This is a genomic window from Commensalibacter sp. ESL0382, assembly GCF_009725775.1.
In the GTDB taxonomy this organism is placed as follows: Bacteria; Pseudomonadota; Alphaproteobacteria; order Acetobacterales; family Acetobacteraceae; genus Commensalibacter; species Commensalibacter melissae.
Window position 1 is genome coordinate 723,154 of record NZ_WNII01000011.1, and the last position, 12,649, is coordinate 735,802.

Genomic DNA, 12,649 nt, shown 5'->3' on the forward strand with positions numbered 1-12,649 from the left:
ATTTTATATCTATAAAATTTAAATTAATGAATAGCTTTCCCCCCCCATATCCACCAAGAATATTTTGAGGATAAAATCTCCGCCGCTTTTTGTGCTTGCTCAACCGTTTCAAATAATCCAAAACAAGTTGCACCCGATCCACTCATTCGTGCCAAGCGACAGTGGGGTAACATCTTAATTTCTTCCAAAACTTTTTCAATTTTAGAATTTAGTAAAATAGCAGGCTCCTGTAAATTATTATCATAGGTCATTATATCATGAATAAATGAATTAACATTATCGAAACTATTTTTCAAATTAACTTTGTCAAAAAAAGAAGATTGACGCTTCTTAAACACTTCCGCCGTTGACACCCCTTCTCCATGATTCACTAAAATCATGCCAAAAGAGGGAATTTCTATATCCCTTGAAATGACTTCACCAATTCCCTGCATGCGTTGTGTGACCGGATTAAGACAAACGGGAACATCTGCCCCCAATTGTAATGCAATCTTCTGTAATGAATCATTGTCAATTACAAGATTCCAATAACGCATCAATAACCGTAAAGTAGCCGCTGCATCTGAAGATCCACCACCAATTCCTGAGGCGACAGGAAGATTTTTAATCAGTTGGATTTTAACAGGCTTTAAAGGTTGTTTTGTACATGCTGCAAGTTTATAGGCTGCTTTAACAATCAGGTTATCGTCCTGATTTTCCTGAGATAACTGCGATACAAATTGCCCCGTTATTTCAAGCTCGACAAGTCTGTCCTCTTTACCTGAAACTGGAAACAGGATCAATTCATCCCCTACATCAGGAAAAACAACCAGACTATCCAGAATATGATATCCATCAGGACGTTTGTCCGTCACATGCAAAAAAAGGTTTATTTTGGCGTACGCTTTTTCTATAAACATTGAATCTTTTTTCAAATAGTGAAATTACCTAGTGGTGAGAGGACAAGAATTTATTTTTTTTAGCTTTTTGTAATGCATTCAATATTAAATTTCTATTTTCAGGATTTGGATTGCAAGTCAAGGCTACATTCCATTGATTAATCGCCTCTTGATAGCGTCCAACCTTCCAATAGGCAACCCCTAGATGGTAATTTAATTCAGGATCCTGTGGAATGGTCTCGGCAGCCAGCTCCAACTGTTGTATGGCTAAAGCTGTTTGATTATTCAAAACCATAATCCAGCCTAAACTATCACGGATTGCCCCTTCATCCGGTGCAATATCAATGGCTTTCTGTAGCATTATCTGGGCTTTCTGCAAGTTTTTATGTCTTAGTGCCCATGAATAACCCAGATAATTCAATAAAATTGGCTCATTTGGTGCCAATTTTAATGCCATTTGTAGATCCTGTTCAGCTTTTAGCCATTGTTTTTGTTTTTCATAAGCAACCCCTCTTATGAAAAACATTGTCCAATCATATTTAGTTTTGTTTTTCTTTAACTGAATGACTTTACTGTAGATTTGAATGGTTTTTGGATAATTTTTCTGATCAAAATAAATATCACCCAACGTTTGCCATAAACTAATTTCTTGTGGGTAATCCTTTAACAATTCTTCCAAGGATTTTTCCGCCCGAGAATAATGTTTTAATAATGCATCATAACGGGCAAGTTGTAACTGTATATTGGTCTTTAACGGATCATCCGGATTAACGGGAAATAAGATTTTACGGGCCTGTTCAGGGTGTTTTTGTTCCGCAAGAATGCCCGATAACATAATTTTGGCTTCAGAAAGATTTGGATTGAGCTGTAAAGCAAACCGTAAAAATATCTGTTCAGTATGAAGGGCAACCTTATACGAAATTTTAGCCTCCCTGTCATTTTCATCAACAGTCTGATTGGCCAAATCCTGCTGAATCAGGGAGGCCATTGCCAAGTAAACCTGAGCAACCGCCCCTTGAGCATCATGCACTGGAAATTGAGAAAGATTGCGACGTAAATTATTTTTTGAAATGGATAAAAAAGGCAAAATATCAGTCAAATTATCGACCATTGTCTCCGCTTTTCCAGCCCGATGATGCTGATAAAGCCAATTTCCATAAGCCCGCATTAACAGCAAATCCGCCCCGGGAAAAACCCGATAGGCTTTTTCAAATAAAATGCCAGCTTTTTTATCATGATGTGATAAAGTTTCCGCAACGCCATAATGAATTAGAAAAACTCCACTAATAGGCGTATTAATTCCTTTTTCAAACAGAGCGTTTGCCTGATCAATCTGACCAGCACCATATAGGCACCATGCTTGCAACAGTAAAAACGTCATCTGACCCAATGGATCACCAGGAGGAGAAGTAAAATATTTTAATGCCTCTTTCCAGTTTCCCTTAACAATTGCATCATTTCTTAATACCAGGGCGGAAATTGGATCCTTATCTTCTTGTTTTGCCAAATTTACTGCAGCTGGATTGCCGGCGATCACACTATAGTAAAATGCCCTTTCACGTGCATCCGTGTTTTTTAGATCATGATTAAACACATTATTATAAAATTTTGCAGCGGTCACATTATCATCGGTCTGCGCCGCATAATAGGCAGACAGATAATCCCCGTACCCGCCCCTTTGATGCACCAGGGGAATAACAGGCTCTGGATCCTTTACAATTACGGACGCTTTAGATGCCGAGCTCATCCCAGCAATTAGAGAAAAAGATAAAAGCATGGTGCGTAGAAAGCGTGGGCATTGCATAATCACTATCTTCTCAATAAACTGAAATCTTAGTATATAAGGTTTCGTTAACCATCATTATATTCATCGTAATCTAAAATGTATGACCATTTATCATTGTTACAGCTATATTCTGAATGGGGTATAGATGAAAATTTAACTTCAGTAAGTATCAACCATTTAGAAAATAGAAAACCTATTCCTACTCTTCCTTTACCTAAAAAACAATCTGTTTCAACGAAAATTATAACAAAAACAAATCGACACTCCGCTTTTCAAACCAATAGTTTACAAGAAATAAACCAGGCTATCCTGGAATTCAAAGACTGTTCGCTTAAAAACACAGCCATGAATACAATACTTTCTGTTGGAGATCCAAAATCCCATATTTACATTATCGGGGATGTTCCCGATGCCGATGAAGATCGTAGCGGAAGGGTTTTCGCAGATACGGGAAATTTCTGGCTTGAACAGATGCTTGATAACATCGATATTTCTCTTGATGCTTGTTTTCGTATTCCGCTTGTTCCATGGCGCCCCCCAGGTGGACGACAAATATCAACGAATGAATTAGAACTTTGCCTACCTTTTTTATATAAATTACTAATCCTGTATCAACCCAGATATATCCTGACAATTGGACAATTACCTGCTAAGACCTTACTAAAAACCCCAGTCAATTTTAACCAGCTAAAAAATCAATGGCATTCATTCACATACTCTGGAATTCCTAACCCCATCCAACTTTTTCCATTACACCATCTTTCCCAAATTAACATTAATGCCAAGATCCGCCAGGTAACCTGGAAAAATCTCCTTTACATTCGTGCCACCATAGATAAAAACACTTGATTGAAGCATTATATATATTTCAGCGATAATATTTAATTACCTAAAATAAATAACTCTTGAATTACATGACACTCTTTCCTAATTAATATGTATTATGCAAGGGACAAACATTCTTTCCCCTTTGGCTGTCCGGGCTTTATTGGCAAGCGCAGCCTTGTTTGCAGGCGTATCAACTGTATCCATACGGGCAACTACGCCAAAACAGTTAGATCAGCGTGAAGAAACAATCATTACACAAGCTAGAAATATTATTCGAAATGGTAATGGTCGTGTCAGCTTTCCTCGTCCGTTAAATTCAATGGATGAACAGCGTATTCGCTATATATTTGATCTACAACGCAAAGGGGATTTCACAACGGCTCAATCTGAAACAATTCAGATTTCAGACAATTTGTTGCTCGGCGATATTCTTGCCGAGCGTTACCTAAACCCACATTTTTTACCAAATACAGGGCAATTAAAGTTATGGCTGAAAAATTTTGCATCTTATCCTGATTCATCTGATATTCAAAAGCGTCTGAACAATCTTGGCGCTATTAAAGTATCAATTCCCGTCAGTCAGAATCTACCTATTGATAACAACAATAATGTCATGGCTTATTTGCAAAGCCTTGATCATCTTAATTTCGAAACCAATTCCTTCAAAAGAAATCCTTTGTTGGATCAAACTGTTCGTGAACGCAGCGCATCAGGTTGGCAGGGAGCGAAAAGTGCCTTGCAGCTTATTCAACAGACACGCGGAATGAATAATCTATATGCCGCACAATTACAGGCAGAAATAGCTCAACAGCTCTTTGCAATGAATTATTCAGATCATGCCTATCAACTGGCTAAAAATGCGTTTAAATCATCCAATTACCGTGTTGGTTTGGCTGGATATGTCGCTGGATTAATTGCCTGGAAAAATAATGATATTGATCAATCCTTGAAATTTTTTGCACAGGCTTCAAAGGCAGATATTATCACTACCAATATTAGAGCAGGTACTTATTTCTGGGCTGCACGTTCATGTCTAAGAAAGGAAAATAAACAGGAATATATTATCTGGTTGCGCAGATCGGCTTCGTTTGTGCATACTTTTTATGGTATTTTGGCCAACCAGATTCTAAAAGAAAACGATCATGATACTTCAACAGAGAAGACTGATTTTCATCCTTTACTAAATTTCCTTAAATTTTCTTCTACAACACTTTCTCAAGTGGATATCAACACTATTGAAGCCACTGCTGAGGGAAAAAGGTTTTTTGCCTTACTACAAGTGGACGAAAAAAAACGGGCTGAGATTATTTTAAAACAGATATGGATAAAAAATAGAAAGAATCTTGCCCTTTTGCATTCCATTCAATTGATTGCAAAAACCATAGGCGCAAACGATTTATCTAAACAGCTTGTTGAGATAATTGCACAAAATGAAAATCTTCTCGACCACAATAAAAGCTTACCCTTACCCAATTTACATCCAAGGAATGGCTACAGAATCAATCCGGCACTTATCTATGCGTTGATCCGTTTAGAATCAAATTTCAATAGCAAGGCTGTTTCGAATACAGGGGCACGTGGCCTAATGCAAATCATGCCTATGACAGCAAAATATATTGCAAAACAAAAAAATAACGTATCGATTCATCGTTTGGATGAACTGCAAAATTCCGCTTTAAATTTGGAAATTGGTCAATTATACCTTATCCATTTATCAGGACTTTATAACAAGAAAAGCTATGATATGCTTCCAAAAGGGGGAAGCCTTATTCATATGCTGGCCAGTTATAATGCCGGACCTGTAATAACATCAAAATGGTTGAATTCAGCTGAGAATAATCAAGATCCATTACTGTTCATGGAAACAATTCCCATCAAGGAAACAAAAAACTATTTGCATAAAGCGCTGACTTTTCTTTGGATTTATTCTGATAAGCTTGATTTACCCTCTCCTTCCTTAAAGGCTCTGGCTCAAAACAAATGGCCTAAATTTACAAATGAAGTAAAATTGGCCCAAGCCATTACATTACATTAAAAAAAATCCCTTTTCTTTTTTTTAAGAAAAGGGATTTTTAAATACCTACTAGTTTTTTGCCACAGGTTGTCGACTTGCCTTTACACGAGTAACCCGACGATTTTCCATCTCCAAAACCTCAAAAAGCCAACCTGAAAAAACAACCTTGTCACCTGTAACCGGGACTCTTCGTAAAAGTGCCAAAATCAATCCGGCGACCGTATGATAACTTCCTTCCGCAGGTAAATCTCCTAAATCCAGCTGATCCCTGACTTCATCGACCTGAGTCGTCCCTTCCAGTAAATATTCATTACTTATCCCTGACTCAAGACGGGGGGCATCCAGAGACTGATTAATTTCACCCACAATTATTTTAAAAATATCCGAAACCGTTACAATTCCCTCAAATGAGCCATATTCGTCAAGAACCAGTAATATTCCTAATAAATCACCCCTCAATCGTTCCAGAGCGTCCAAGGCAGACATACTATCCGGAACAACAAGAGGACGCTGTAAACAGGCATTAATTGACAAGCTGTTTTTATGTAAAAGCTGGCTGAACAAATCATTAACCAAAACCACACCAACAGGATTATCAATTCCATTCTCACAAACAACCAATCGTGTATGTGAAATATTGTACAAAGCCTGTTTCAATTTGTCCCCTGAAATAGAACGATCAATCCATATAATTTCATTCCTTGGACGCATAACAGCCCTGACAGGTCGGTCAGCCAGTCGTAGCAAACGTTCAATCATATCCCGTTCTTCAACTTCCAGCACACCAACCTTGGCACCCTCGGCAATGTAGGCCCTTAATTCCTCTTCTGTTACAGAGACAGAAACTTTATTATGTCTTCTTAATAATTTCAAAACGCATTCAGAGGATTTACTGAGGACCCAAACTGCAGGAGAGGCAATCTTTGATATAATTATAAATAGCCAGGACAGGCGGACAGCAATGACCTCAGGCTCTAGTAACGCCAACTGCTTTGGAACCAGTTCCCCAAAAATTAGCATAAAAAAAGTAATAACCAAAACAACGATAAGAATCGACAAGTCATCTGCCCAGATTTTGATTAACGAAAATTGTTCAAGCCAATGCCTTAGACAATTTTCAATACGGGATCCCCCAAAGGCTCCCTCAAATATTGAAACAAGCGTAATACCAACCTGAATAGTGGGTAAAAAACTTTGTGGTTTATCAATTAATCGTAAAGCCCCTTCAACACCCTTCACCCCTTGATGTTGCATCGCAACCAGCCGGGCTTTTCGGCTTGATATTAAAGCAAGTTCGCCCATAGCGAAAATACCATTCAAAAAAATCAAGCATAAAATAACAATAATTGAAACAAGCATTTACTTAAATCCAATAAATGTAATCATAATAAAAAACAGAAATTACAAAAATAATCTAACAAAATTGTTACTAATAAAAAATAATAAATCTGTTATACTTATTTTTACTTTGAGTATGATTTAACATTTTTATTTTTATTTCTGTAATAAATTTGTTCCTTACACAACTATTAAAAAAGGCAAGCTTGAAAAAGTAAGCTTGCCTTTCCTTTTATTCCACAAAAGATACCAATGTATAATCAGGCTTCCTGAACAGCCACCTTTTTAACACGACGAACTGCTGTCCGTTTTTTAACTGAATCCTTAGGCAGTTTCTTCATTAATTCCGCCACCTGTTCATTATAATCATATTTTGCCTGTCTCTGTTGTGACAAATCTATTTCGGGTGCCATCACACCTTCAACCTTGGGTCCTGTTAAAGCAACCTGAGCAATATGCCATGGACGTTTGATCGCATCCTTAACAGCGGTAGCTTCATATCCGGAATGAACCATGCAATTGGCGCATTTTTCGTAATTGCCCGTACCGTACTGATCCCATTGAGTTTCATTCATCAATGCTTCAAACGTCGGTGCATAACCTTCTCCCAACAGATAGCATGGACGTTGCCATCCAAAAACTGTTCTTAAAGGCTTACCCCAAGGAGTACAGTGATATTGCTCATTTCCAGCCAGAAAATTCAGGAATAATGGAGATTGCGTGAAACGCCATTTATGTCCCTTTCCCAATCTGAAAATTTCACGAAATAATTTTTTGGTATTTTGACGGTTCAGGAAATGTTCTTGATCTGGCGCCCTTTCATAGGCATAGCCAGGAGCAGTCATAATACCATCAACCCCCAACTCCATAACACTGTCAAAAAATGCCGCTACACGATATGGATCGGCATTATCAAACAGGGTGCAGTTGATTGAAACCCTGAACCCTTTAGACTTGGCAAGTTTTATTGCTGAAACGGCACGATCGTAAACCCCCTGCTGACAGACAGAAGCGTCATGCATGGACTTGTCACCATCCAAATGAATATCCCATGAAAAGAATGGAGATGGTTTATAATCGTCAATCTTTTTTTCAAGCAACAATCCATTAGTACACAGATATACATACCGTTTACGAGCGATCAATCCCTCAATAATCTGTGGCATTTCCTTATGCAACAAGGGTTCACCCCCTGCAACTGCCACGACAGGGGCGCCACATTCAGCATCAGCATCCAAACATTCCTGCACACTCAATCGCTGATTCAATATCTCAGCAGGATAATCAATCTTTCCGCAACCAGAACAGGCCAAGTTACAACGTAATAAAGGCTCCAACATCAAAACGAGTGGATATTTTTCACGTCTTTTTAGATGTTGTTTAACAACGTAGCTACCGACTCGTACTGCCTGCATCAGAGGAACAGCCATTTATCTAAGCTCCCAAACCGGTTTAACCGATATTAACATATAACAAATGCGTCATTCATAAGATAAATGACCCTTAACAACAAGAAAAAAATATTATTAGTAAAAAACGTACTTTACGACAAAAACGTTTTATTTTAAATTTCAAAAGCCTTGCCGTCTCTCTTTTTCCTTCTTTAAAGTAACAATTTACTTCATAGATGTGTTCCTCAAGCAACAAATTTAATATCTCGTTTGAAAAAAAAGATAAAATCAGCCATAAAAGCTTAATAAAAAAGTGTAATATATTGTTCGCTTTTTATCCTTTTTTATTCATGAAAGGTGATAGATTTTACATAACGTGTATTTGAATATCATCTAAACTCGAGTATAAGCTAAAAAACTTAACATTTATATTAAGCTATTATGTAACAGTTACGGACGAAATATAACATGGATGAACAAACCGAAACGCCTAAGAACAAAGAAAATCTTATGGAAAATGAATCGGCTAATCATTTAAAATCCATTCCTACTTATGGACGTTTCCCTTTATTAGACCGCGTTCATACCCCAACAGATCTCAAAAACCTTTCCATTGAACAGCTAGAACAGCTAGCCAAGGAATTACGTGCCGAAACAATAGATGTCGTTTCCACAACAGGTGGACATTTAGGGGCCTCTTTGGGTGTGGTTGAACTTACTGTTGCATTACATGCTGTTTTTGATACACCAAATGACTCACTAATATGGGATGTTGGTCATCAGGCTTATCCCCACAAAATATTAACTGGTCGTCGTGAATTTATTCGTACATTACGTCAACCTGGAGGATTATCAGGCTTTACAAAACGTTCAGAAAGTATATACGACCCTTTCGGAGCCGCCCATTCCTCAACCTCGATCTCGGCAGGATTGGGTATAGCTGTTGCAAACCATTTTAAGGCCAAAAAAGATCCAGCATATGATGAACGCAGTGTCATAGCGGTAATCGGTGACGGATCCATTTCAGCTGGTATGGCCTATGAGGCCATGAATAATGCTGCAGTTGCTGGGCCAGGTGCAGAACGATTAATTGTCATCCTGAACGATAATGAAATGTCCATTGCCCCACCTGTCGGTTCAATGTCCGTTTATCTATCGCAGCTTCTCTCGTCACGTCATTTCTTGGGGCTAAGAGATCTTGCCGCCAGAGTTGCCAGCAAATTACCCGAGAGTCTTGAAAAAAAGGCAAAACGGGCCGAAGAATATGCCCGTGCTTTAATGACGGGCGGGACATTGTTTGAAGAACTAGGTTTCTATTATGTGGGGCCAATTGATGGACATAATTTACAACAACTGGTTCCTGTCTTAAGAAATCTGCGCGATGCCGAACATATCGGTCCAGTACTTTTACATGTCGTAACCCAAAAGGGACATGGATATAAACCGGCTGAATCTTCAGGCGATAAATATCATGCTGTCTCCAAATTCAATGTCATAACAGGAAAACAGAATAAAGGACCGCCCGGACCACCATCGTATACCTCGGTTTTCAGTAATGAACTGCTAAAATGCGCTGAAAAAGATGACAAAATTATTGCCATAACCGCTGCGATGCCATCTGGTACAGGATTAGACAAATTTGAACAGAAATTTCCTGAACGTTATTTTGACGTCGGCATTGCTGAACAACATGCGGTTACATTTGCCGCAGGTCTGGCAACCGAGGGGTTAAGACCTTTCTGTGCTATATATTCCTCTTTTCTGCAACGTGCCTATGATCAAGTCATGCATGACGTTGTCCTGCAGAATTTACCTGTTCGTTTCGCCATTGATCGCGCTGGACTGGTTGGAGCTGATGGGGCAACCCACGCTGGTACCTTTGATATTGCATATTTGGGATGTCTACCAAATATTGTTATCATGGCTCCCAGCAATGAAGTTGAATTAGCTCATATGACAGCAACCGCAGCAGCTTTTGATGAAGGTCCAATCGCCTTCAGATATCCACGTGGCCCTGGTATTGGTCTTTCTTTACCGGCAGAAAGTCAAATTCTTCCAATTGGTAAAGGAAAAATCATTCAGGAAATGGGAGAGCAGACCGGTGATGAAAAGGGGGGAATTGCCATCTTGTCTTTCGGAGCCCGTTTGGCAGAATGTTTAAAAGCTGCCGAAACCCTTAAACAATATGGATTGCCCCCTACAATTGTCGACGCTCGTTTTGCTAAGCCTCTTGACAAAGGATTAATTGATCAGCTGGCTAGAAACCATAAGGTTCTTATCACTATTGAGGAGGGATCAACAGGCGGATTTGGAGCATTTGTCATGCAACATCTTGCCCAGAACGGTCTTTTAGATCATGTAAGGTTCAGGCCAATGGTTCTACCTGATTATTTCATTAACCATAATAACCAAACCGCGCAATATATTGAGGCAGGTTTAGATGCTCCATCTATTGTCAAAACCGCTTTAAAAGCTTTAGATGTACCTTTGGAAATTTAAATATAAAAAGTTTAGGTAGATTCAACTATGAAATTTCATCGTCATATCCTGTTATGCAGTGTTACAGCCTTTATAGGCTTTAATTCTCCAATCGCAATTCATGCAAATGATACTGCCGTCCGTCCTGTTTCTGTAACCGGATCTGATACAGAAAATTCCATTAAAACACCTGTTGTCAATCTGTATCGCATCCTAAGCCAACTTCAACAGTCCAAGCAAACCCCTGCTGAAAAAGGCATGACCGCCCTTAGAAAAGTTTTAAATGATTCCTATGATTTCTCTTCAATTTTAAGCAGTACGGTTGGCTATCGTTACGATTCATATTCCGAAGCTGAAAAAGAGCAGCTTTTGCAAGCTTTCACTAATTATACAGTTGCACGGTATTATTCCAGTTTTGCCAAAGAAAAAGGTACGGGATTTAAAATTTTACCAAATGTTAAAAATGCAACGACAAACGATGATAAAATTATTAAAACCAGGGTTGGGGACGCAAGTGATATGGGATCAGCAACAGAAATCAACTATCTGTTGCGTAAAACCCCACAAGGATGGAAAATTGTCGATGTGTTGCTGAATGGTCATATCAGTCAAATCGCCATTCAACATGGTGACTTTAGTTCGACCCTGGCAAAAGGTGGCAGTCAAGGATTGATTGAAATGTTAAACAAGAAAACACAATCCTTCATGTCAAAAAACAACTCCTAATCTAACAGTCTATATGTTTTGGTCCTTACAAACGAAAATTAAATTAACACGAATTTTATCCATTTGTACATTACTGGGGTGCATTCAATCTGGAATCAGCTGTCTGCTTATCTATTTCTTTAAAAAAAAAATCAAAAAACAAAAAAAATATACAGCCCCCTCTTCCCTTCCCCCAGTAACAATCTTAAAGCCTTTGGCTAATACAGAACCCCTCCTTTATGAAGCTTTACAAAGTTTCTGCGAACAGAATTATCCAGATTTTCAATTAATTTTTGGCGTTCAAGATAGAAAAGACCCTGCAATTGAAATTGTTCATCATCTACAGAATCAATATCCCAATCGCGATATTAAACTGGTTATCAATCCAGAGATTCACGGGGTAAACCGCAAAGTATCAAATTTAATAAACATGTTTTCCTACGCAATCCATGACTGTCTGCTTATTTCAGATTCCGATATTCATACACCGCATCAGAATTATTTAAGAGAAACCATTCCCTTATTGGATAATGACAATGTTGGACTGATAACCTCTTTATATAGTGGATTACCTTATGAATCCTCTATTGTCCAAATGCTGGCCAGTGCTCATATCAATTATAACTTTATGCCGGGCGTGATACTTTCACGCTATCTGGGCCGTCAGGATTGTTTTGGTGCCTGTGTTGCAATCAAACGATCCATACTTATGAAAATTGGCGGATTAAAAGCTCTGTTACCCTATATTGCAGACGATGCAAAACTTGGAGAGCTTATCAGAAAACAAAATTTAGAGGTTATTCTTTCACCTTCCATCGTTAAGACAACTGTTTCTGAAAATACTTTTCAAGCTTTATATAAACATGAGTTGCGCTGGAATCGTACCGTTTTTACGGTGGAACCCCTTGGTTTTACATGCTCTTTCATCCAGCTTCCCCTATTCTGGATTTCTCTTGCTGTTTTACTGAACCCTCTGGAAAAAAAATCATGGATTAATTTTTTAAGCTGCTGGATTTTTCAATCTATTTGTTGTTTAGTAATCAATAAAAAGATTAAACTTGACCTTAAGTTAATTCCTTTCCTGTTACCCTTAAGGGACTGGACCTCGGCTTCTATTATGATGAGAAGTATTTTCAAAGAAGATATTGAATGGCGTGGACAAAAAATGACTTTTAAAAAAAACCAAGGTTCCAATAGTTAAACGATAGTGATAGATAATTGAACCAATTAA

9 protein-coding genes are annotated in these 12,649 nt (G+C 38.3%); 5 read left to right on the forward strand and 4 right to left on the reverse strand.

The features are described from left to right. Nucleotides 1-23 precede the first annotated feature (23 nt). The gene (locus GM552_RS07515) at nucleotides 24-899 is read right to left on the reverse strand and encodes a 4-(cytidine 5'-diphospho)-2-C-methyl-D-erythritol kinase (protein ID WP_155565905.1); all 876 of its coding nucleotides are present in this window, start codon (nucleotides 897-899) and stop codon (nucleotides 24-26) included. A 28-nt stretch (nucleotides 900-927) separates the two neighbouring features. Continuing rightward, entirely contained in the window at nucleotides 928-2,682 is a 1,755-nt protein-coding gene (locus tag GM552_RS07520) for a lipopolysaccharide assembly protein LapB (RefSeq protein ID WP_230882791.1), read from the reverse strand. A 78-nt stretch (nucleotides 2,683-2,760) separates the two neighbouring features. Between GM552_RS07520 and GM552_RS07525 the strand changes: the two genes are divergently transcribed. Together GM552_RS07525 and GM552_RS07530 are read left to right on the forward strand one after the other, a co-directional pair. Further along, the gene (locus GM552_RS07525) at nucleotides 2,761-3,513 is read left to right on the forward strand and encodes a uracil-DNA glycosylase (RefSeq protein WP_155565907.1); all 753 of its coding nucleotides are present in this window, start codon (nucleotides 2,761-2,763) and stop codon (nucleotides 3,511-3,513) included. Between the two features lie 94 nt (nucleotides 3,514-3,607). Continuing rightward, nucleotides 3,608-5,527 (forward strand): lytic transglycosylase domain-containing protein, encoded by a 1,920-nt coding sequence (locus GM552_RS07530; protein WP_155565908.1) that lies wholly within the window; start codon nucleotides 3,608-3,610, stop codon nucleotides 5,525-5,527. Nucleotides 5,528-5,575: 48 nt separating this feature from the next. On the opposite strand, the gene GM552_RS07535 is transcribed toward GM552_RS07530, so the two are convergent. Both GM552_RS07535 and hpnH read right to left on the reverse strand, forming a co-directional pair. Further along, entirely contained in the window at nucleotides 5,576-6,865 is a 1,290-nt protein-coding gene (locus GM552_RS07535; RefSeq protein ID WP_155565909.1) for a hemolysin family protein, read from the reverse strand. A 239-nt stretch (nucleotides 6,866-7,104) separates the two neighbouring features. Further along, complete coding sequence (gene hpnH, locus GM552_RS07540) at nucleotides 7,105-8,274, reverse strand: adenosyl-hopene transferase HpnH (protein ID WP_155565910.1); 1,170 nt, start codon at nucleotides 8,272-8,274, stop codon at nucleotides 7,105-7,107. 471 nt (nucleotides 8,275-8,745) lie between these two features. Between hpnH and dxs the strand changes: the two genes are divergently transcribed. From dxs to hpnI, 3 genes are read left to right on the forward strand one after another with little or no spacing between them, the layout of a single operon-like run. Further along, nucleotides 8,746-10,734: a 1-deoxy-D-xylulose-5-phosphate synthase gene (dxs, locus tag GM552_RS07545; protein WP_155565968.1), complete on the forward strand. Its 1,989-nt coding sequence runs from the start codon at nucleotides 8,746-8,748 to the stop codon at nucleotides 10,732-10,734. Between the two features lie 27 nt (nucleotides 10,735-10,761). After that, nucleotides 10,762-11,439, forward strand: coding sequence for an ABC transporter substrate-binding protein (locus GM552_RS07550; protein ID WP_155565911.1), 678 nt, complete (start codon nucleotides 10,762-10,764; stop codon nucleotides 11,437-11,439). A 13-nt stretch (nucleotides 11,440-11,452) separates the two neighbouring features. Beyond that, nucleotides 11,453-12,619, forward strand: coding sequence for a bacteriohopanetetrol glucosamine biosynthesis glycosyltransferase HpnI (hpnI, locus tag GM552_RS07555; RefSeq protein WP_155565912.1), 1,167 nt, complete (start codon nucleotides 11,453-11,455; stop codon nucleotides 12,617-12,619). Nucleotides 12,620-12,649: the final 30 nt, after the last annotated feature.

What these genes read in the sequence shown, in the direction of transcription:
- GM552_RS07550 (WP_155565911.1), top strand. Translation starts at nt 10,762, where the DNA reads ATGAAATTTCATCGTCATATCCTGTTATGCAGTGTTACAGCCTTTATA.
- hpnI (WP_155565912.1), top strand. Translation starts at nt 11,453, where the DNA reads ATGTTTTGGTCCTTACAAACGAAAATTAAATTAACACGAATTTTATCC.
- GM552_RS07530 (WP_155565908.1), top strand. Translation starts at nt 3,608, where the DNA reads ATGCAAGGGACAAACATTCTTTCCCCTTTGGCTGTCCGGGCTTTATTG.
- GM552_RS07525 (WP_155565907.1), top strand. Translation starts at nt 2,761, where the DNA reads ATGTATGACCATTTATCATTGTTACAGCTATATTCTGAATGGGGTATA.
- dxs (WP_155565968.1), top strand. Translation starts at nt 8,746, where the DNA reads ATGGAAAATGAATCGGCTAATCATTTAAAATCCATTCCTACTTATGGA.
- hpnH (WP_155565910.1), bottom strand. Translation starts at nt 8,274, where the DNA reads ATGGCTGTTCCTCTGATGCAGGCAGTACGAGTCGGTAGCTACGTTGTT.
- GM552_RS07535 (WP_155565909.1), bottom strand. Translation starts at nt 6,865, where the DNA reads ATGCTTGTTTCAATTATTGTTATTTTATGCTTGATTTTTTTGAATGGT.
- GM552_RS07515 (WP_155565905.1), bottom strand. Translation starts at nt 899, where the DNA reads ATGTTTATAGAAAAAGCGTACGCCAAAATAAACCTTTTTTTGCATGTG.
- GM552_RS07520 (WP_230882791.1), bottom strand. Translation starts at nt 2,682, where the DNA reads ATGCAATGCCCACGCTTTCTACGCACCATGCTTTTATCTTTTTCTCTA.